Here is a 20,698-nt window from a genome sequence, read left to right on the forward strand (position 1 = left end):
TCCAGCCCTGCGCGCCGCCTCCATGAAACTGTTCCTGCTGTTCCGCCTCGGCAATGACCACTATGCGCTCGATGCCGCCGAGATCGCCGAGGTACTGCCGCTCACGCGCCTGAAGCAAATCCCCGGCGCGCCGGCCTGGGTGGCGGGCATGATGGAACGCCGCGGCCAGCCGGTACCGGTGATCGACCTGCCGGCGCTGGCCACCGGCGTGCCGGCGGCGCTGCGTACCAGTACGCGCACGGTGCTGGTCCACTACCGCCGCCACCGGGATGAGGCGCCGCGGCTGCTGGGCCTGCGGCTGGAATCCGCCACGCAGACAATGCGCTGCCCGCCGGAATCGTTTGTCGATGGCGGCCTGGCCGGCGCCAGCCCGCGCTACCTCGGGCCGGTGCGCCAGGACGCGCGCGGCCTGGTGCAGTGGGTGCGCGTCGAGGCCCTGCTGCCAGACGAAATCCATGCCATGCTGTTCGCCGACACATCACCGGAGGCCGCATCATGAGCACTGCCACGCACATCGAGGCCCTGCTCAAGGCACGCATCGGCCTGGATGCCGGCTCCATCGGCACCGGCGCGGTGGAGCGCGCCGTGCGCGAGCGCAGCCAGGCACTGCAGGCAGCCGACACCCAGGCCTACTGGAACCTGCTGCACGGCACCGCCGACGAAATGCAGGCGCTGATAGAAGCCGTGGTGGTGCCGGAGACCTGGTTCTTCCGGCATCGCGAAGCCCTGCTGGCGCTGGGCCGCTTTGCCGCCGAGCGCGCCTTCGCCGACACCGCGCGCACGCTGCGGGTGCTGAGCCTGCCCTGCTCCACCGGCGAGGAACCCTACTCGATCGCCATGGCCATGCTCGATGCCGGCGTGCCGCCGGCGCGCTTTCGCATCGACGCGGTGGACATCAGCGCCCGCGCCCTTGCCCGCGCGCGCCAGGGCGAATACGGGCCCAACGCCTTCCGCAGCGCGCCGCTGGATTTCCGCGAGCGCTATTTCACCCCCACGGCGACCGGCTACACGCTGGACCCGCGCGTGCGGGCACAGGTGCGGCTGCTGCAGGGCAACCTGGTCGATCCCGGCCTGCTGGCGGGCGAGCCGCCCTATGACTTCGTCTTCTGCCGCAACCTGCTGATCTACTTCGATGCGCCGGGGCAGCGGCGCGCGGTGCAGACGCTGGCGCGCCTGGCCATGGCCGACGGGATGCTGTTCGTGGGGCCGGCCGAGGCCAGCCTGCTGAGCGCGCAGGGGCTGGAGTCGGTGGGCGTGCCGCTCACTTTTGCCTTCCGTAAGCCCGACCCGGCGCGCGCCGCGGCAGCGCCGGCGTCTGCGTCCGTCCAGGCGAAGCTGCCGCTGCGGATGGCCGCGCCGCCGAGGTTGCCACGCACGCCGGTGCCGCTGCGGCCGGCACCCGTGCGTCCGGTGCCGGCGGCCACGGCAGCGGCCAGCGGCCGCTGCGCCGCGCTGGCCGGCATTGCCGGCATGGCCGACCGTGGCGAACTCGAAGCCGCCACCGCGGCGTGCCTGGCGCTGCTCGACGGCCCGGGGCCGGATGCCGATGCCGACGCCTATTGCATGCTGGGCGTGCTGCACGACGCCACCGGCCGCACCGCGCAGGCCCACGCCGCCTACCGCAAGGCGCTCTACCTGGACCCCGAGCACCAGGAAAGCCTGTACCACCTGGCCGCGCTGCTCGACACCCTGGGCGACCACGACGGCGCCATGCGCCTGCGCCAGCGCGCGCAGCGCCACACCCGCAAGCACCATGGCTGAGCCTCAAGGCATCCTCCTGCGCACCGACGCCATCGACGACTGCTGGCGGCGCATCGGCGTACGCGGCGACGGCTCCTGCGCCGCGCTGGCCGAACACGGGCACTGCCGCAACTGCCCCACCTACGCCCAGGCTGCGGCGACGCTGCTGGACGCGCAACGGCTGGATGCGCTGCTGGACGAACTGCCCGATGCCGCCACCCTCGCCGCGGACGATCCGGACACGTCCGCCGGGCTAGGCGCCGCGCAGTCCTGCCTGGTGTTCCGCATCGGCGATGAATGGCTGGCCCTGCCGACCGCGGCGCTGGGCGAGGTCACGGCCCCCGCCCCGGTCCATTCGCTGCCGCACCGGCGCGATGCCGCAGTGCTGGGACTGGCCGCAGTGCGCGGCAACCTGCTGGCCTGCCTGTCGCTGGCACAGCTGTTCGACGCGGGCGCCGCGCCTGCCGACAGCCACGGTAACGGCACCCGCTTCCTGATCCTCGGCCAGGGCCGCGGCGCTATCGCGCTTCCGGTGGCCGAGGTGTCCGGCGTCGCCCGCGTGCCGGAGCACGCGCTGCAGCCGCTGCCCGCTACGCTCGCGCGCGCGTCGGCGCGCTATACGCAGGCGCTGTTCGCCGACCAGGGGCGCACCGTCGGCCTGCTCGACGCGGCACTGGTACGCCAGGCGCTGGCACGGAGCCTGGCATGAATCCCGAGCAATTGCGCGATGCCTCGCTGCTGGAGCTGTTCGCGCTCGAAGCCGAATCCCAGGCCGACGTCCTCAATGCCGGGCTGCTGGCGCTGGAGCGCAATCCGGCCGCGGCCGACCAGCTCGAAGCCTGCATGCGCGCCGCGCATTCGCTCAAGGGCGCGGCACGCATCGTCGGGCTGGATGGCGGCGTGCGCGTCGCGCATGCGATGGAAGACTGCCTGGTGGCCGCGCAGGGCGGCATGCCGCTGACCGCCGCGCATATCGATGCGCTGCTGCAAGGCACGGACCTGCTGCTGCGCATCGGCCATCCGCCCGGCGGCGACCTGGGCTGGGCCGACGGCGCCGGCCGCGCGCAGATCGAGGCGGTGGTGCAGCGGCTGGGCACGCTGGATGGCGGCGCGGCGGCGCCGTTCGCCACGGCACCGGCGCCGCTGCCGGATCAAGCGCAAGTCGTCGAAGCCGAACCGGAGCCCGCCGCTTTCGCGCCACCCCTTGCGGATAGCGCCGAGCCGCTGGCCGCGCCACCACCGCAAACGCCGTCCCCTGCGGCTGCGGCCGATGGCCACGAACGTATGCTGCGCGTCAGCGCCGACACCCTCGACCAGTTGCTGGCGCTGTCCGGCGAGGCCATGGTCGAGTCGCACTGGCTGCGCCCCTTCGGCAAGTCGCTGCAGAAGGCCAGGCGCCAGCAAGCGCGCGCGCTGCATGCCGCCGATACGCTGAAGGAGACGTTGCAGCAGGTGCTGGACGGCAACGCCGGCGCGGCCGGCGACGCGCGCGCGGCGCTGACAACCTTGCGCGAGCTGCTGGACGACGGCCACAGCCAGCTCGCCGAACGGCTGGAAGAGTTCGACCAGTACGACCATCGCGCCACGCGGCTGGCGCGCCGGCTCTATGACAGCGCGCTGGCCTCGCGCATGCGGCCGCTGGCGGACGGCCTGACCGGCTACGCTCGCATGGTGCGCGACCTCGGCCGCACCCTCGGCAAGTCCGTGCACCTGGAGCTGATCGGCGCGGGCACGCAGGTGGACCGCGACATCCTGGAAGCGCTGGACGCGCCGCTGGCGCACCTGTTGCGCAACGCCGTCGACCACGGCATCGAGCCGCCCGAGATACGCGCCGCGCAGGGCAAGCCCGCCGAGGGCCGCATCACGCTGCAGGCGCGCCACAATGCGGGCCGGCTGGTGATCGAGATCTTCGACGACGGCGCGGGCGTTGACCTGGAGGCGCTGCGGCGCGCCATCGTGCGCCGGCGCCTGGCCTCGGACGACACCGCCGCACGGCTGTCGCAGCCCGAGTTGCTCGACTTCCTGCTGCTGCCCGGCTTCAGCATGCGCGACACCGTGTCCGAGGTCTCGGGCCGCGGCGTGGGCCTGGACGCGGTGCAGGAAATGGTGCGCCGCGTGCGCGGCAGCCTGCGCCTGACGCAGCAGTCGGGGCAAGGCCTGCATTTCCAGCTGGAGCTACCGCTGACGCTGTCGGTGGTGCGCACGCTGCTGGTGGAGGTCGCGGGCGAAGCCTATGCCTTTCCGCTGGGCCGCGTGCTGCGCGCGGCCGCGGTGGCACGCAGCGAGATCGAGCAGACCGAAGGCCACCAGCATTTCCGCCACGAAGGCCGCGCGGTGGGCCTGGTCAGCGCCGCGCAGGTGCTGCAGCGGCCCGAGAGCGCGCAAGAGCACGACGATGTGCCGGTGGTGATCGTGGGCGAGGCGGAGCGGACCTACGGCATCGCCGTCGACCGCATGCTGGGCGAGCGGCTGCTGGTGGTGCAGCCGCTGCCGGCGGCGCTGGGCAAGGTCAAGGACATTGCCGCCGGCAGCCTGACCGACGACGGCACGCCGGTGCTGATCTTCGACGTGGAGGACGTGATCCGCTCGGTCGAGAAGCTGGTATCCGAGGGCCGCATCGCCGGCGTGCGCCAGGCAGCAGCGGCCGCTGTGCAAGTGCGCGCGCGGCGCGTACTGGTGATTGATGACTCGCTCACCGTGCGCGAACTGCAGCGCAAGCTGCTGGCCGGGCGTGGCTACGACGTGGCGGTGGCGGTCGATGGCATGGACGGCTGGAACGTGCTGCGCGCCGAGCCCTTCGACCTGGTCATCACGGATATCGACATGCCGCGCATGGACGGCATCGAGCTGGTGCGCCGCATCCGGCAGGACGCCGCGCTGCGCCAGCTGCCGGTGATGGTGGTGTCGTACAAGGACCGAGAACAGGACCGCCAGCGTGGCCTGGAGGCCGGCGCAGACTACTATCTGGCCAAGGGCAGTTTCCACGACGCCGCGCTGCTGGACGCGGTACAGGATTTGATCGGCGAGGCACGCACATGAAAATCGGCATCGTCAACGACTCGCCACTCGCGGTGGCCGCGCTGCGCCGGGCGCTTGCGCTCGATCCGTCCTTCGAGATCGCCTGGGTCGCCGGCGACGGCGCGCAGGCGGTGCAGATGGCCGCCAGCCACACGCCGGACCTGATCCTGATGGACCTGCTGATGCCGGTGATGGACGGCGTCGAGGCCACGCGCCGCATCATGGCCGAAACGCCCTGTGCGATCGTGGTGGTGACCATGGACCTGGGCCGCAATGCCTCGCAGGTGTTCGACGCGATGGGCCACGGCGCCATCGATGCGGTCGACACCCCCACGCTGGCCGAAGCCGATGCCCAGCTCGCCGCCGGGCCGCTGTTGCGCAAGCTGCGCAATATCGGCCGGCTGCTGGCGGGCCGCGTTGCACCGCAGCACACGCTGGCGGCGCCGCCACGCGCGGTGGCCGCGCCGCGGCTGGTGGCCATCGGCGCCTCGGCCGGCGGGCCTGCCGCGCTGGCCACGCTGCTGGGCGCGCTGCCGGCCGATTTCGGCGCGGCGGTGGTCACGGTGCAGCATGTCGACGAGGCCTTTGCCGCCGGCATGGCCGACTGGCTTGACGGCCAGTGCGCGCTGCCGGTGCGCCTGGCGCGCCCCGGCGACACGCCGCAGGCGGGCACGGTGCTGCTGGCAGGCACCAACGACCACCTGCGCCTGACCGGCCCCACGCGCATGGCCTACACTGAGCAACCGTGCGACTACCTGTACCGGCCCTCCATCGATGTCTTCTTTGAAAGCGTGGTGGAGCACTGGCGCGGCGACGTGGTCGGCGTGCTGCTGACCGGCATGGGGCGCGACGGCGCACTGGGACTGAAGGCGATGCGCGAGCGCGGCTTCCTCACCATCGCCCAGGACCGCGCCACCAGCGCCGTGTACGGCATGCCCAAGGCCGCCGCGGCCATGGGCGCCGCCGCCGAAATCCTGCCGCTGCCGCGCATCGCGCCGCGCCTGGTGCAGGTATGCGGCAGCCGTACCGTACTACCCTGACGGCGCGCTTTCTCCAGGCATAGCGAAGCACTGTCATACGTCCCGGGCGGCACCGGGACAGCACACCCAGGACCCAGAACAATGCAAACCGAACAGCCAGCCCCTACCAGACACGCCAGCCCTGGCGCGGCCACGCAAGAGTACGTGGCGATGGTGCTGCTGGTGGACGACCAGGCCATGGTCGGCGAGGCCGTCCGCCGCGCCCTGTCGACCGAGCCGGACATCGACTTCCACTACTGCGCCAACCCCGACGAGGCGGTCGCCGTGGCCGAGCGCACCAAGCCCACCGTGATCCTGCAGGACCTGGTGATGCCGGGCGTTGACGGCCTCACGCTGGTCAGGCGCTACCGCGACAACGCCGCCACGCGCGATATCCCGATCATCGTGCTGTCGACCAAGGAAGAAGCCGCGATGAAGAGCGCGGCGTTCGCTGCCGGGGCCAACGACTACCTGGTCAAGCTGCCCGACAGCATCGAACTGATCGCGCGCATCCGCTACCACTCGCGCTCCTACCTCAACTTGCTGCAGCGCGACGAGGCTTATCGCGCGCTGCGGCAAAGCCAGCAGCAGCTGCTCGAGACCAACCTGGAGCTGCAGCGGCTGACCAATTCGGACGGCCTGACCGGGCTGTCCAACCGCCGCTACTTCGACGAATACCTCGGCGCCGAATGGCGCCGCGCGCAGCGCGAGCAGACGCAAGTGGCGCTGCTGATGATCGATGTCGACAGTTTCAAGGCGTACAACGACACTTACGGACACGTTGCCGGCGACGAGGTGCTGCGCCGCGTCGCCGCGGTGCTCCGCGACAACTGCACGCGTGCGGCCGACCTGCCGGCGCGCTTTGGCGGCGAAGAATTTTCGATGGTGCTGCCGGGCACCTCGCCTGGCGGCGTGCGGCTGCTGGCCGAAAAGGTGCGACGCGCGGTCGAGGCGCTGCGCATCGTCCACAGCGGCTCGACCACCAGCGACTGCGTCACCGTCAGCATCGGTGGTGCCGTACTGGTGCCGCAGCCTGCGGAGCCGGCAAGCCGGCTGGTGGAAGTGGCGGACGGCGGCCTCTACCAGGCCAAGCGCAATGGCCGCAACCAGGTGATGATGTCATTGCCGTGAACAGAAGCAGACTGCCGCACCGGACCACGGGACGTCGGTCTGTGCACGAGCACCCGGCTGCAACAACCGGTTACACACTGGGACCTTTTGCGCAGCCGCCCTCCTTCCGCCCGCGCGGCCATGCGCCGACTGGCTTTGCCCCACACCGCCTCCTGTACGAATCGCTTCTTGTCGGAATCGTCCGACATGGAATTCGGAACCGCGCGCCTGCCTTGTATTAGCGCTGCTACCTATCGTTGCATCACCGCAAGCGCAATCGCCGCGCCTGCAGCAGATAGCAAACTGGCCACGCGACCGTCGCGCCCAGCGCGGGCATGGGCCAGCTCGTCTCTGATTCCAACGGTAAGAGGTGACCCATGTTCCGATCCAAGACCAGTCTTATCCTCGGCCTCGCCCTGGCCGCAACGGCAGTCCTGTCCGCCTGCGGTGGCGGCGACGATGGCATCGATGACCGCGTCGGACTGAGCAAGCCCTCGATCCGCGCGATCCACGCAGTGACTGGCGGCCCAAACGTCGACGTGCTGCAGAACGGTGCGAAGACCAGCTTCCTGGACAAGCCCTACAAGTTCGTCTCGACCTATTTCAACGTCGAGACAGGCAACCAGCTGATCGCCTTCAATGTCGCCGGCACGCAGACCGAACTGGCGCGGGCCTCGTTTGTCGCGGCCACCGGCCATAAGTACACCGTGGTGGCATTGCCGGCTTCGACCGTTGCCGAAGCGCTGACCATCGACGATCCGTTCGAAAAGGGCCTGCTGTCGAACAAGGCGCGGGTGCGCAGCCTGAACGCCTCGTTCAATGCGCAGAACGTTGATATCTACGTGACCATGCCCGCGATCGACCTGAACTCGGTCGGACCGACCTTCGGCGCCGTGGCGTACAAGCAGGCCTCGCCGGCTTCGGGCCAGGACTCGATTGACCTGGACGGCGGCACCTATCGCCTGCGCATCACGCCGGCGGGAAGCAAGACGGTTATTTTTGACTCCGGTGCGCTCACGCTGGCCAACAATGCCGACTGGCTGATCACGACCATCCCGGTCGACGGCATCGGCGCGACCGTGCCGAACAAGATCAAGGTGCTGGTGGCGCGCGGCGATGACGAGTCGCAAGCCGGCCTGGAACTGGTGACGCAGTAAGCGCCGCAGCTGGTTTCGCCTCCCTGCACCGCGTGTGTGGGGCAGGCAGGCAGGAGGCCGATCCGAGAAGGTCGGCCTTTTTTCTATGTGGTAGCGCAGCCTTGATGGGCGTCGTCGCCGTCGCCCGGCACCAGGTCCGCCTTCAGCACGGCGAGATGCGCTATGTACTGCTCCAGCTCGGCGCGCCCGCGTTCGGTAATGCAGTAGACACGGCCGCTGCCTTCGACCAGTTCGGCGGTGATGGCACGCGCCATCATCAGGCTGCGCAGCACCGGCCGCAGCGAGCGGATGTTCTTGTCGATGCCGCGCTCGCGCAGGCGGTCAACCAGGTTCAGGACCGTGGACGGGCTTGACTGGACGAGCTTGAGAACGTAGACGCGGGAAAAAAACCGGTCAATGGTAGGCGGTTTCATGGGCGCTGTCGGCGCACCCGATGGTGCGGGAATCCTGATCATCATGCGCAGCCCATGACTGCTGCCGCAGTCGGGCACTCTCTTGTCGTGCGGGCGCAGCCTGCGCTGCAGCGCGTGCGGCCCGCGAAAAAAGGTTCGTCAGTAAAAAGTGTGGGTTGTCGGCGGCTCAGGGAGTTTGCCAAGTGCATGATATAGCGCGATTTCCGTCGCTTTGAAGGTCTTGAAACCATAGGCTTTTCGCATGGTGACTTTGGCCTTGTTGTTCAAGCCCTCAACGATGCCGCTGGAGAACTGCCCGCGTGCGCGGAAGTAGTTGAGGATCAGTTGCCGGTGCACGCGCACGGTACGGGCGAACTTCTTCATCGGCTCGATGCGTGAGCGCATGACCCGGGTGCACCACTGATCAAGGAATCTTTCGGCCCAGACCGGCGAGACGTATTCCCAGAGCTGCTGGAATTCCTCCTTGAGCAGCCAGGCGCGCACGGTACGCAGGTTGTACTGCAACAGCTCACGCAGGCGCAGCCGCTGTTTGCCGGTGAGGTTTTCCTGCCGCTTGAGCAGGCACCAGCGGGTCTTCTTGAGCACCGGTTCATAGCCGTCGCGGGTCATGCGGCGGGCTTCGTCAGCACGGACCTCGTCGATCGCCTTGTTCATCTTCGCCACGATGTGGAAACGGTCGAGGATGTTCAGTGCGTTGGGGCAGTGCTTTGCAACCATGTCGAGGTAGGGCTGCCACATGTCGGAGCAGACAAACTCGACGCTTTCGCATAGCCGTTCGCCGATCATGGCGAAGAATCGTGCGAAGCTTTCCTTCGTGCGCTCCTGCCCGACCCAGAGCAGCCGCGTGCAGCCGGCCTCGATCTGGTAGACCAGCGTGAGGTACTGGTGTCCACGGCCATACTGGATCTCGTCGACCCCAAAGGCGCGGATCGTGCCCAGCTCACGATGGGCCAGTCCCCACTGCACCACCCATTCCACTGCATTGAAGACCTTCTCCCAGCTGGTCCGGAAGCTTCGTGCCGTTTCTTTCCAGGACAGCTTGCGAGCCCATTGCGCCAGGAACAGCATGTATGCCTTCGTCAACGTGTGCTTGCCGCTGGCCCACGGCACCTCTTCAACCTTCACGCCGCAATCGCGGCAGTCGACGCGGCGCATGGCATAGAGCAGAAACACCGCAAAGCCCCACACCGGGATAAACTCGAACCTGCGCTGTGCGAGCGTGTCGTAGCCCCGGGCGGGCCGACTACAGCATGAGCAGATCGCCTTTGAGCCCTTGCGCGGACGTACGTCGATTTCGATGGACTGGGTGAGCTCGCACAGCCGCGCACCTTCATAAACAAAACCGGGAACATGATGGCAGGCATTGAGCAGGCGGGTCAGCAACATGGCTAGCAAGGCCGCGAGCGGCAAGGGCAAACCGGCTATTGTCGCGCAGGATCCAGACACACTGGTGCGATATGTGCCCGACCTGCAGGAATGGCCTGCATCGTGGCGCGTCGAAGACAGGGATATCCCGCCCGGACAAGCAATCGTGGCCATATTCACGCCTTTCCTCGAGCATCTGCTGACCCTGGGATACGCACGCAAGACACTTCTTCGCCACCGCGATCACCTCTGGATGCTCGGCGGCGAAATGATCCGGCGACGCTACGAGGATCCCGACGCGCTTGCCATGCCCGTGGTGACCCTCTTGCACAACCTCATCGAGGAGGACGGCGGCCCCCTCATCTGGCCACGTATCTCCGAGTCCGAGCAAAATTCGTTTGATGCAACCTGCCGAAAGCTCTACCACTATCTGAATCGGTCGCCGAACGCCTGACCGCGCCTCGATTCACCCACAGATTCCGCTGACGAGCCCGAAAAAAAGAGGGGTGCACGAAGGCACCCCGAATGCTTGCGTTGTATGCGCCGCCCTGACTGGAAGTCAGGACGGCGCAGCCCCGGGGCGCGTGCGGCGCTATTCTTCCTGGAACGCTTCTTCGCGCTTGGCCTTGATCGACGGCAGGGCCACCACCGCCACCAGCGCCGCGGCTGCGATCAGCAGGCCGACCGACAGCGGGCGCGTCACGAACACGGTGAAGTCGCCACGCGACAGCAGCAGCGAGCGGCGGAAGTTCTCTTCCATCATCGGCCCCAGCACGAAGCCCAGCAGCAACGGCGCCGGCTCGCACTTGAGCTTCAGGAACAGGTAGCCGATCACGCCGAAGCCGGCGGCCATGAACACGTCGAAGGTCTGGTTGTTGACCGAGTACACGCCGATGCCGCAGAACACCAGGATCGCCGGGTACAGGAAGCGGTACGGCACGGTCAGCAGCTTCACCCAGATGCCGATCATCGGCAGGTTCAGGATGATCAGCATCAGGTTGCCGATCCACATCGAGGCGATCAGGCCCCAGAACAGCGCCGGGTTGCTGGTCATCACCTGCGGGCCGGGCTGGATGTTGTGGATGGTCATGGCACCCACCATCAGCGCCATCACCGCGTTGGGCGGAATGCCCAGCGTCAGCAGCGGGATGAACGAAGTCTGCGCCGCGGCGTTGTTGGCCGACTCCGGACCGGCCACGCCTTCGATCGCGCCCTTGCCGAACTCATGCGCGAACTTGGAGGTCTTCTTCTCCAGCGAGTACGCGGCAAACGAGGCCAGCGACGCACCACCGCCCGGCAGGATGCCCAGTGCCGAGCCCAACGCGGTGCCGCGCAGCACGGCGGGGATCATGCGCTTGAAGTCGGCCTTGGTCGGGAACAGGTTGGTGACGTGGTCGGTGAAGGTCTCGCGCGCTTCCTTCTGCTCCAGGTTGGCGATGATTTCGGCAAAGCCGAACATGCCCATGGCCAGCGCGACGAAGTCGATGCCGTCCGTCAGTTCCGGGACGTCGAACGAGAAGCGCGCGGCGCCCGAGTTCACGTCGGTGCCGATCAGGCCCAGCAGCAGGCCCAGCACGATCATCGCGATCGCCTTGGGCAGCGAGCCCGAGGCCAGCACCACGGCGCCGATCAGGCCCAGCACCATCAGCGAGAAGTATTCGGCGGGGCCGAACTTGAAAGCCAGTTCCGACAGCGGCGTGGCGAACGCGGCCAGGATCAGCGTGGCGACGCAGCCGGCGAAGAATGAGCCCAGGCCGGCGGTGGCCAGCGCCACCCCCGCTCGCCCTCGTCTTGCCATCTGGTAGCCGTCGATGGTGGTCACCACCGAGGACGATTCGCCGGGCAGGTTCACCAGGATGGCGGTGGTCGAACCACCATACTGGGCCCCGTAGTAGATGCCCGCCAGCATGATCAACGCGGCCACCGGCGGCAGCGTGTAGGTGATCGGCAGCAGCATGGCGATGGTGGCCAGCGGCCCCAGGCCCGGCAGCACGCCGATCAGCGTCCCCAGCACGCAGCCGAGGAAGGCGTAGGCGAGATTCTGCAGCGACAGCGCCGTGGAAAAACCCAGCGCAAGGTGATCAAGCAATTCCATGGTCGGCGTCTCCTTAACCGGTGATGAAGGCCGGCCACACCGGCATCTGCAGGTTGATGCCGTAGACGAAGGCGCCCAGGCTGATCAGCACCAGCACCACGGCGTTGAGCAGCGCACCCTTCCAGCTGAACTCATGGCTCGCCATCGACGACACCATGACCAGCACGAACACCGACAGCACCACGCCCAGCGGCTTGAGCAGCAGGCCGAACAGCACCACCGAGCCCAGGATCCACAGCAGCGTCTTTACGTCCCAGCGTGCGAGATGGTCTTCCTCGCCCCTGGACGACAGCGAAGACAACAGCACCACCGCGCCAAGCGCGGCAAGCACCAGTCCCAGCAGGAAGGGGAAATATCCGGGTCCCATCTTTGCGGCCGTTCCCATGGAATAGCCGCGAGCGACCCAGGAAAAGCCCAGACCGACCAGAACGAACATCAGGCCGGAGGCAAAGTCCTTTTGGCTGCGTATGCGCAAAATGATTCTCCTCAAAGTTCACGAAATTCCGTGCCGGGCCGCGCGCTGGCTCTGGCGCAACGAGACATGCGCAAGGCATGCTCCCCGACGGTTGAACCGAACCTTAGAGACGCGATCTTTCAGGCGCCTTTCATTTGTCTTGGCTTAGGGGTATTTACCGATGCACCTGAAAAACAGGGCTAATGCTGCGGGGCGAGCGCGTGTCAATGCATCACGTTGTGATGTATTTTCGCTTGTGAAAATTGGGGATGAATTCGGCTGAGGAGAGTGCCGAACAAGACGGCACGCGCGCTTGCATCAACGCAAGGCGCGGCCGGAAAGACGCGCGATCACAGCCTTGGCGACAGGACGCGCGTGTGCTGGGAGGGAGTGCCAGCGGTGACAAGATGACACGCCGATCTTTCGAACGGCTTTCAAGACGCGATATTTTTTTTGCCTGGAAAACGCCGCATCAGCGCACGCCTTGCGCCGCAGGCGTTGCGGTCTCGGCCTCGTCCGCGACGGGACCCGCGTCTTCGCACGGCGTACCCATGCTGGTATCCGGCGCCTGCCCAACCGCCTCACCCACATGCGCCCCCGCCGGCAGGATATGACTACGACGCCAGTTGCCAAAGCGGTAGTAGCCAACCGCCAGCACCAGCGACACCACCGAGCCCACGGGGAAGCTCCACCAGATCGCATCCGCGCCGATGCGCGGCCCCAGCGCCCACGCGAACGGCAGCCGGATCACCCACATCGACAGGAACAGGATCACCAGTGGCGCCATCACCGCGCCGGTGGCACGCACCGTGCCAAAGATGACGATGGTGAAGCCGAACAGGATGAACGACCACAGCACCACCATGTTGATATGCTGGGCGATGCCGATGGCCACGCCGTCGGTGCCGAGGAAGAGCCCGAGCGAATGCCGGTTGAACAGGTAGATCAACCCCACCAGCGCGCCGGTCATCGCCGCGTTGAACACCAGCCCGACGCGCGTAATGCGCGACACGCGTTGCCACAGCCCCGCGCCGACGTTCTGCGCCACCATCGACGAAACACTCGCGCCAACCGCCAGCGCCGGCATCTGGACGTACGTCCACAACTGCGAAGCCACCCCGTAAGCCGCAGTCGTCTGCGAACCGTAGGCATTGACCAATGCCATCATCACGATCGCCGACGACGAGATCACCACCATCTGCAATCCCATCGGCAGCCCCTTCACCACCAGTGCACGCAGGATTGCCGGATCCGGCCGCAGCAACGCGAGCTGCCCGCGATGCAGCAACAGGAAATGGCGGCGCCGGTACAGCAGCACCATCATCGCCGCCAGGCTCACCAGCTGCGCAATCAGCGTCGCCAGCGCCGAGCCGCCGATGCCAAGCGGCGGGATCGGCCCCACGCCGAAGATCAGCACCGGGTTGAGCGCCACGTCCAGCACCACCGACAGCAGCATGAACCAGAACGGCGTGCGCGAATCCCCCGCGCCGCGCAGCGTCATCATCACGAAGTTGTAGAAATACATGAACGGCAGCGCCAGGAAGATGATGCGCAGGTAGGTCACCGCCAGCGGCGCGGCATCTTCCGGCGTGTTCATGGCGGCCAGGATGTCGGGCGTGTAGATAAAGCCCAGCACCGACGCCAGCACCGACATCGCGACGAAGAAAGTGGTGCTGGTGCCGACCACGCGGCGCGCCTCGTCCAGGTCGTGCGCGCCCACCGCCTGGCCGATCATGATGGTGTTGGCCATGCTGATGCCGAACACCACGCCCAGCAGGAAGAACAGGATGATGTTGGCGTTGGAGGTCGCCGTCAGCGCAGCTTCGCCGAGGAAGCGCCCGACCCAGACCGAATTGATCGAGGCGTTCAGCGACTGCAGGATATTGCTGCCGAGCACCGGCAGCGAGAACAGCAGCAGGGTCCGGCCGATCGGGCCGGTGGTCAGTCTGGCGTCTGGCTTCATGGGGCGTGGCGCTGTGCGCGGCACCGGCGGCGCGACGCGTGGGCGCTTCGGGGAGAGGGATGGAGGCGGGATCGGGAAATCGGCCCAGTCTATCCCTGAGTCGGGGGCGCCACAAGCGCGCCCGCCCTGCCGCACGGCGCGCTTTCTACCTGAATGAGTTATTCCGCTGCGCTGGCCGCGCGCGGCATACTCGGCGCGGGGCCAGCGCGCGCCAGGCCCGCTGCCGGACGGGATACCCGCCGCGCGGAGGGCCGCCCGCAACCCCGGCAGCAAACGCTGCGTACCCGCTTACGCGAGCGAACTTGAGACGCCGTCCAAACGCGCAGTCATAACGAGGAGGTGGGGTCATGTTTGTCGGTTTCCAGCCTGTTCCCGGCGCCCTGGTGCCGTTCGCCTATGACTGGCCGATGGTGGGCCTGTCGTTCCTGATCTCTGTCTGCGGCGCCTATGTGGGCCTGCGCTGGTCGCGGCGCGTGCGCCTGCCCGACGGCCGGCTGGACGTGGACCGCCTGCTGTGCGCCAGCGTGGCGCTGGGCGGCGGCGCGGTCTGGTCGATGCACTTTATCGGCATGGTGGCCTACCAGACGCCGACCCACCGCGAGTTCGGCCTGTTCCTGACGCTGGCTTCGCTGCTGGTGGTGATGGTGCTCGCAGGCGCCGGGCTGGCAATCGCCTCGCGCCCGCGCGGCAGCCGCACCGACAACGTGGTCAGGGGCGGGGTGCTGACCGGGCTGGGCGTGGTGGCCATGCACTACACCGGCATGGCCGCGATCCGCTCCAATACGCGCTTTGACTGGGACCTGGGCGTGATCGCGCTGTCCGCCGTGATCGCGGTGGTGGTTTCGGTGGTCGCACTGTGGCTGGCCACCACGGTCAAGACCGGCGGCAAGCAGTTTGCGGCGGCGGTGGTGATGGGCGTGGCGGTCTGCGGCATGCACTACACCGGCATGTCGGCGGGCACCATGGTCTGCACCAGCCCGACCTATGCGCCGAGCCTGTTCGCGATCGAGGGCGAGAGCATCGGCTATGCGGTGTTCGGCCTGACGCTGATCACGCTGCTGGTGATCCTGGTGGTGGAAGCCACCCGCGCCGGCGCCGAGGCCGCGGCGCAGCGGCGCGATCCCGCCTGAGTGCTCCCGCCCCCGCGCCGGGGACGTTGCGGCACATTCCTTCTGATGCCGGGGCCGTCCGGGCACCTGGCCCACTGCATGATCGCCGCAGTCGGGGTAAGCTTGCGGTTTCACTGACGGCCGCGGCCGGGGCCCGCCCCCTTTGCCGCGGCTGCCGCCACGCACAACGCCCACCAGGAGAACACGCATGTACCAGGATCTCGCGCTCTATATCGACGGGGAATTCATCAAGGGAGGCGACAGGCGCGAACAGGACGTCATCAATCCGGCCACGCAAGAGGTGCTGGGCAAGCTGCCGCACGCCACCCGCGCCGACCTGGACCGCGCCCTCGGCGCCGCCCAGCGCGCCTTCGAAAGCTGGAAGAAGACTTCGCCGCTGGAGCGCTCCAGGATCCTGCGCCGCGTGGGCGAGCTGACCCGCGAGCGCGCCAGGGAGATCGGCCGCAATATCACGCTGGACCAGGGCAAGCCGCTCGCCGAAGCCGTGGGCGAGGTGATGATCTGCGCCGAGCACGCCGACTGGCACGCCGAGGAATGCCGCCGCATCTATGGCCGCGTGATCCCGCCGCGCCAGCCCAATGTGCGCCAGATCGTGGTGCGCGAGCCGATCGGTGTGTGCGCGGCCTTTACGCCGTGGAACTTCCCGTTCAACCAGGCCATCCGCAAGATCGTGTCGGCGCTGGGCGCCGGCTGCACGCTGATCCTGAAGGGACCGGAGGATTCGCCCAGCGCGGTGGTGGCGCTGGCGCAGCTGTTCCATGATGCCGGCCTGCCGCCGGGCGTGCTGAACATCGTCTGGGGCGTGCCGGGCGAGATCTCGACCTACCTGATCGAATCGCCGATCGTGCGCAAGATCTCGTTCACCGGCTCGGTGCCGGTGGGCAAGCAGCTGGCGGCACTGGCCGGCTCGCATATGAAGCGCGTGACCATGGAGCTGGGCGGCCACTCGCCGGTGCTGGTGTTCGACGATGCCGATATCGAGCCGGCGGCCGAGATGCTGGCGCGCTTCAAGCTGCGCAACGCCGGCCAGGTATGCGTGTCGCCGACGCGCTTCTACGTCCAGGAAAAGGCGTATGACAAGTTCCTGGCGCGCTTTACCGAGGTGATCGGCTCGATCAAGGTCGGCAATGGCCTGGAAGACGGCACGCAGATGGGCCCGCTGGCGCATGAGCGCCGCGTGCTGTCGATGGAGCAGTTCCTGGACGACGCCAGCCAGCGCGGCGGCAAGGTGGTGGCCGGCGGCGCGCGCCTGGGCGACAAGGGCTACTTCTTCGCGCCGACCGTGGTGACCGACCTGCCCGACGATTCGCGCCTGATGACCGACGAGCCCTTCGGCCCGGTGGCGCCGGTGACGCGCTTCAAGGACACGGCAGAAGTGCTGCGCCGCGCCAACAGCCTGCCCTACGGCCTGGCGTCGTATGTGTTCACCAACTCGCTGAAGACCGCCACGGAAGTGTCGAACGGCCTGGAAGCGGGCATGGTCAATATCAACCACTTCGGCATGGCGCTGGCCGAGACGCCGTTCGGCGGCATCAAGGACTCGGGCATCGGCAGCGAAGGCGGCCAGGAGACCTTCGACGGCTACCTGGTGACCAAGTTCATCACCCAGGTCTGACCGTCCATATCCAGGCAAGGCGGCGTGCCGCCGGCTCCCTCCCGGAGCCGGCGGCGCCTCCCCGTCAGCGGAAGAACGCGCCGCGCGTCAGGAACGTATAGTTCGCTTCTTCCGCCATCAGCCAGACCAGCACCAGCAGGCACATCGGTGGCACGAGGATGGCGCAGATCAGCGCCATGCGCTCCCATGCCATATGCATGAACACCGCCACGATCAGCCCCGCCTTCAGCGCCATGAACACCAGGATCAGCGTCCAGCGCAGGTAGCCGGTGACATGGAAATAGTCGACCAGGTAGGACAGTGTCGACAGCACGAACAGCAGCAGCCAGATCTTCAGGTACAGCCCGATGGGATGCTGCTGGCCGTGTTGTGCCGCGGCATGGCCGGCATCGTGGCCAGCCTCGTGCGGGGCCGGCTGTGCGGGAGTTGCGGGAGTTGCGGAAGTGGAAGCCATGGCCGCCCTCACCAGAGATAGAACAACGCAAAGATAAACACCCACACCAGGTCGACGAAGTGCCAGTACAGGCCGGCAATCTCGACGATCTGGTAGTTGCCGGTGGCCTCATAGCGCCCGCGCAGCACGCGCGTGGCCACCACCAGCAGGTAGATTACGCCGCACGATACGTGCAGGCCGTGGAAGCCCGTGATCATGAAAAAGGTCGAGCCGAACTGCGCGGCGCCCATCGGGTTGGTCCACGGGCGCACGCCCTCGTCGACGATCAGCTTGGTCCACTCGAAGGCCTGCATCCCGACGAACAGCATGCCGAACACCGCAGTCGCCAGCATCAGCATCGCACACTGGCGGCGCTCGCGCCGGTAGGCAAAGTTGACCGCCATCGCCATGGTGCCGCTGCTGGTGATCAGCACGAAGGTCATGATGGCGATCAGCAGCAGCGGGATGTCAGCGCCGCCCACGTGCAGTGCGAACACCTCGCTGGGGTTCGGCCATGGCACCGTGGTCGACATCCGCACCGTCATGTAGCCGGTCAGGAAGCAGCTGAAGACAAAGGTGTCGGACAGCAGGAAGATCCACATCATGGCCTTGCCCCACGACACCTTGAAGGCCTGCTGGTCCGACGACCAGTCGGCCAGCATGCCGCGCAGGCCGCCCAGCGGCGGCGGTGGCGCGACGGCCGGCCTGGCCGAAGGTGAAGACAGTTGCGTTGACATGCCGGTCCCCCTTGTTGCCCGTCGTGCTGCCGTCGCCCGCTAGGCCGTGCCGCAGATGTAGCGCACCAGCTCGGGCGTGAGCCAGCCCAGCGCCGCCAGCAACACCACCCATACTCCCAGCAGGAAGTGCCAGTAGCGCGCGCACAGCGTCATGCGCAGCACCGTCGCGTCGCCGCTGCCGCGCGACGATACGGCGAAGGCCCAGCCGCCCAGGCCGCCCAGCACGTGCAGCCCATGCATCGCCGTCAGCAGGTAGAAGAAGCTGCCTGCGGGATTGCCGGCGGGCACCACCTGCATCGCCGCCAGCGCCTGCCATGCCCATAGCTGCGAGACCACGAAGCCGGCCGCACCCAGCCCGCCCAGGCGCAGCGCGAGCCGGGCAGCGGCCATGCTGCCTTTGTGCGCGGCGCGCGACGCCACTTCCATCGCAACGCTGCCCGCCGCCAGCAGCACGGTGGACAGCCACACCTGCCACGGCAGCGCGATGCGGTGCCAGTCCGGACTGTCCATGCGCAGCGCATAGGCCGTCAGGAACAACGCGAACAGCGAGCTGACCACGCCCATGAACACCCACAGGCCGATGCTCGCGGGCGCGCGCCCGCGCGGGCGGTGGTTGGCGGCGTTCTCGCCAGACGGGTTGCCGCCGAAGTCGTCGCGGCTGACCTTGTAGAGGGCTTCGGCATTCATGCGACGGCTCCGCGGCTGGCATGCGGTTCGGGCTCGGACCCGCCCTCTTCAGGCGGTGCGTTCTGCGCGATAAAGTCCTCGCGCGCGCCCGGCACGCTGTAGGCATAGGCCCAGCGGTACACCACCGGCAGGTGCGGGCCCCAGTTGCCGTGCACCGGCGGCGTCTGCGGCGTCTGCCATTCCAGCGAGGCGGCCCGCCACGGGTTGCCGTCGGCCTTGCGCCCATAGCGCAGGCTCCAGACCAGGTTGAAGACAAAGAGCAGCTGCGCCGCGGCCACGACAAAGGCCGCCACCGAGATGTACATATTCATCACGTGCGCCGATTCCGGGATAAAGGCGTAGTTCTCGTAGGCGTAGTAGCGCCGCGGCATGCCCAGCACGCCGAGGTAGTGCATCGGGAAGAAGATCGCGTAGGTGCCGACGAAGGTGATCCAGAAATGCACGCGGCCCATGGTGTCGTCGAGCATGCGCCCGCTGACCTTGGGATACCAGTGGTAGATGCCGCCAAACACCACCAGGATCGGCGACACGCCCATCACCATATGGAAGTGCGCCACCACGAAATACGTGTTGGACAGCGGGATATCGACGCTGACATTGCCAAGGAACAGCCCCGTCAGCCCGCCGATCACGAAGGTGCTGATAAAGGCGATGGCAAACAGCATCGGCACCGTGAAATGGATATCCCCGCGCCATAGCGTGATGACCCAGTTGTAGACCTTGATCGCGGTGGGAATGGCGATGATCAGCGTGGTGGTGGCAAAGAAGAAGCCGAAGTACGGGTTCATGCCGCTGACGAACATATGGTGCGCCCACACCACCACCGAGAGCACGCCGATCGCCAGGATCGCCCACACCATGGTGCGGTAGCCGAAGATGCTCTTGCGCGAATGCACGCTGACCAGGTCCGAGACGATGCCGAAGGCCGGCAGCGCCACGATATACACCTCGGGATGGCCGAAGAACCAGAACAGGTGCTGGAACAGGAGCGGGCTGCCGCCCTTGTACTGCAGCTGCTGCCCCATCGATACCATCGCCGGCATGAAGAAGCTGGTGCCGAGCGTCTTGTCCAGCAGCATCATCACCGCGGAGACGAACAGCGCCGGGAAGGCCAGCAGCGCCAGAATGGTGGCCATGAAGATGCCCCACACCGACAGCGGCATGCGCAGCAGCGTCATGCCCTCGGTGCGCGCCTGCAGCACGGTGGTGACATAGTTCAGGCCGCCCATCGTTGCCGCGACGATAAAGATCGCCAGCGACACCAGCATCAGGATGATGCCCCACTCATAGCCCGGCGTGCCGGGCAGGATGGCCTGCGGCGGGTACAGTGTCCAGCCCGCGCCGGTGGGCCCGCCCGGCACGAAGAAGCTGGTCAGCAGCACGATCACCGACAGCAGGTAGACCCAGAAGCTGAGCATGTTGAGGAAGGGGAACACCATGTCCCGCGCCCCCACCATCAGCGGGATCAGGTAGTTGCCAAAGCCGCCCAGGAACAGCGCGGTCAGCAGGTAGATCACCATGATCATGCCGTGCATGGTGACGAACTGGTAGTAGCGGTTGGCGTCGATGAATTCGAAGCGCCCCGGGAAGCCCAGCTGCATCCGCATCAGGTTGGACAGCGCCACGCCCACCAGCCCGACCACGATCGCCACGATCGTGTACTGCACGGCGATCACCTTGTGGTCCTGGCTCCAGACGTACTTGGTCCAGAAGCTCTGCGGCGCGTGATGGGCGGCATCGTCGGCGTAAGCCATGCGGGTCT

At 67.4% G+C, this 20,698-nt stretch carries 19 protein-coding genes; 10 read left to right on the forward strand and 9 right to left on the reverse strand.

The window, feature by feature from the left end; translation table 11 throughout:
• Positions 1-22: 22 nt before the first annotated feature.
• The 7 genes from AC10V3_RS31795 to AC10V3_RS31825 all read left to right on the forward strand — a co-directional run bounded on the left by AC10V3_RS31795 (position 23) and on the right by AC10V3_RS31825 (position 8,044).
• The gene (locus AC10V3_RS31795; protein WP_022539377.1) at positions 23-499 is read left to right on the forward strand and encodes a chemotaxis protein CheW; all 477 of its coding nucleotides are present in this window, start codon (positions 23-25) and stop codon (positions 497-499) included.
• Positions 496-1,761 carry a CheR family methyltransferase gene (locus tag AC10V3_RS31800; RefSeq protein WP_022539378.1) on the forward strand — a complete coding sequence of 422 codons (1,266 nt, stop codon included), beginning with the start codon at positions 496-498 and terminating at the stop codon, positions 1,759-1,761. The genes AC10V3_RS31795 and AC10V3_RS31800 overlap by 4 nt, the downstream gene beginning before the upstream one ends.
• Positions 1,754-2,449 (forward strand): chemotaxis protein CheW, encoded by a 696-nt coding sequence (locus tag AC10V3_RS31805; protein ID WP_022539379.1) that lies wholly within the window; start codon positions 1,754-1,756, stop codon positions 2,447-2,449. The genes AC10V3_RS31800 and AC10V3_RS31805 overlap by 8 nt, the downstream gene beginning before the upstream one ends.
• Positions 2,446-4,779 carry a hybrid sensor histidine kinase/response regulator gene (locus AC10V3_RS31810; RefSeq protein WP_022539380.1) on the forward strand — a complete coding sequence of 778 codons (2,334 nt, stop codon included), beginning with the start codon at positions 2,446-2,448 and terminating at the stop codon, positions 4,777-4,779. Before AC10V3_RS31805 ends, AC10V3_RS31810 begins: the two co-directional genes overlap by 4 nt.
• Positions 4,776-5,798 carry a chemotaxis response regulator protein-glutamate methylesterase gene (locus AC10V3_RS31815; RefSeq protein WP_022539381.1) on the forward strand — a complete coding sequence of 341 codons (1,023 nt, stop codon included), beginning with the start codon at positions 4,776-4,778 and terminating at the stop codon, positions 5,796-5,798. The genes AC10V3_RS31810 and AC10V3_RS31815 overlap by 4 nt, the downstream gene beginning before the upstream one ends.
• Positions 5,799-5,879: 81 nt before the next feature.
• A complete protein-coding gene (locus AC10V3_RS31820; RefSeq protein ID WP_022539382.1) occupies positions 5,880-6,908 on the forward strand; it encodes a diguanylate cyclase in 1,029 nt (342 codons plus the stop codon).
• Between the two features lie 356 nt (positions 6,909-7,264).
• Positions 7,265-8,044: a DUF4397 domain-containing protein gene (locus tag AC10V3_RS31825; RefSeq protein ID WP_022539383.1), complete on the forward strand. Its 780-nt coding sequence runs from the start codon at positions 7,265-7,267 to the stop codon at positions 8,042-8,044.
• Positions 8,045-8,127: 83 nt separating this feature from the next.
• Here the strand turns inward: AC10V3_RS31825 and AC10V3_RS31830 are convergent, their stop codons facing one another.
• Both AC10V3_RS31830 and AC10V3_RS31835 read right to left on the reverse strand, forming a co-directional pair.
• Positions 8,128-8,457: a helix-turn-helix transcriptional regulator gene (locus AC10V3_RS31830; protein ID WP_041681840.1), complete on the reverse strand. Its 330-nt coding sequence runs from the start codon at positions 8,455-8,457 to the stop codon at positions 8,128-8,130.
• Between the two features lie 138 nt (positions 8,458-8,595).
• The gene (locus tag AC10V3_RS31835; RefSeq protein ID WP_490923520.1) at positions 8,596-9,843 is read right to left on the reverse strand and encodes an ISL3 family transposase; all 1,248 of its coding nucleotides are present in this window, start codon (positions 9,841-9,843) and stop codon (positions 8,596-8,598) included.
• Here AC10V3_RS31835 and AC10V3_RS31840 point away from each other — a divergent pair.
• The gene (locus tag AC10V3_RS31840) at positions 9,842-10,276 is read left to right on the forward strand and encodes a hypothetical protein (protein ID WP_454752718.1); all 435 of its coding nucleotides are present in this window, start codon (positions 9,842-9,844) and stop codon (positions 10,274-10,276) included. The genes AC10V3_RS31835 and AC10V3_RS31840 overlap by 2 nt on opposite strands.
• A 138-nt stretch (positions 10,277-10,414) precedes the next feature.
• Here the strand turns inward: AC10V3_RS31840 and AC10V3_RS31845 are convergent, their stop codons facing one another.
• The 3 genes from AC10V3_RS31845 to AC10V3_RS31855 form a co-directional block, all read right to left on the reverse strand.
• Entirely contained in the window at positions 10,415-11,917 is a 1,503-nt protein-coding gene (locus AC10V3_RS31845) for a tripartite tricarboxylate transporter permease (protein WP_022539385.1), read from the reverse strand.
• Between the two features lie 13 nt (positions 11,918-11,930).
• Positions 11,931-12,392: a tripartite tricarboxylate transporter TctB family protein gene (locus AC10V3_RS31850; RefSeq protein ID WP_022539386.1), complete on the reverse strand. Its 462-nt coding sequence runs from the start codon at positions 12,390-12,392 to the stop codon at positions 11,931-11,933.
• Between the two features lie 451 nt (positions 12,393-12,843).
• Positions 12,844-14,334 (reverse strand): MATE family efflux transporter, encoded by a 1,491-nt coding sequence (locus AC10V3_RS31855; protein WP_022539387.1) that lies wholly within the window; start codon positions 14,332-14,334, stop codon positions 12,844-12,846.
• Positions 14,335-14,681: 347 nt separating this feature from the next.
• Between AC10V3_RS31855 and AC10V3_RS31860 the strand changes: the two genes are divergently transcribed.
• Positions 14,682-15,464 (forward strand): MHYT domain-containing protein, encoded by a 783-nt coding sequence (locus AC10V3_RS31860; RefSeq protein WP_022539388.1) that lies wholly within the window; start codon positions 14,682-14,684, stop codon positions 15,462-15,464.
• A 187-nt stretch (positions 15,465-15,651) separates the two neighbouring features.
• Positions 15,652-17,079 carry an NAD-dependent succinate-semialdehyde dehydrogenase gene (locus tag AC10V3_RS31865; RefSeq protein ID WP_022539389.1) on the forward strand — a complete coding sequence of 476 codons (1,428 nt, stop codon included), beginning with the start codon at positions 15,652-15,654 and terminating at the stop codon, positions 17,077-17,079.
• 64 nt (positions 17,080-17,143) lie between these two features.
• On the opposite strand, the gene AC10V3_RS31870 is transcribed toward AC10V3_RS31865, so the two are convergent.
• From AC10V3_RS31870 to ctaD, 4 genes are read right to left on the reverse strand one after another with little or no spacing between them, the layout of a single operon-like run.
• Positions 17,144-17,533: a cytochrome C oxidase subunit IV family protein gene (locus AC10V3_RS31870; protein WP_022539390.1), complete on the reverse strand. Its 390-nt coding sequence runs from the start codon at positions 17,531-17,533 to the stop codon at positions 17,144-17,146.
• An 8-nt stretch (positions 17,534-17,541) separates the two neighbouring features.
• Positions 17,542-18,249, reverse strand: a complete 708-nt coding sequence (locus AC10V3_RS31875; protein WP_022539391.1) for a heme-copper oxidase subunit III family protein — start codon at positions 18,247-18,249, stop codon at positions 17,542-17,544.
• A gap of 39 nt (positions 18,250-18,288) precedes the next feature.
• Positions 18,289-18,936, reverse strand: a complete 648-nt coding sequence (locus tag AC10V3_RS31880; protein WP_022539392.1) for a cytochrome c oxidase subunit 3 family protein — start codon at positions 18,934-18,936, stop codon at positions 18,289-18,291.
• Entirely contained in the window at positions 18,933-20,690 is a 1,758-nt protein-coding gene (gene ctaD / locus AC10V3_RS31885; protein ID WP_022539393.1) for a cytochrome c oxidase subunit I, read from the reverse strand. The genes AC10V3_RS31880 and ctaD overlap by 4 nt, the downstream gene beginning before the upstream one ends.
• Positions 20,691-20,698: the final 8 nt, after the last annotated feature.

Source organism: Cupriavidus sp. PB-02, from assembly GCF_058252315.1.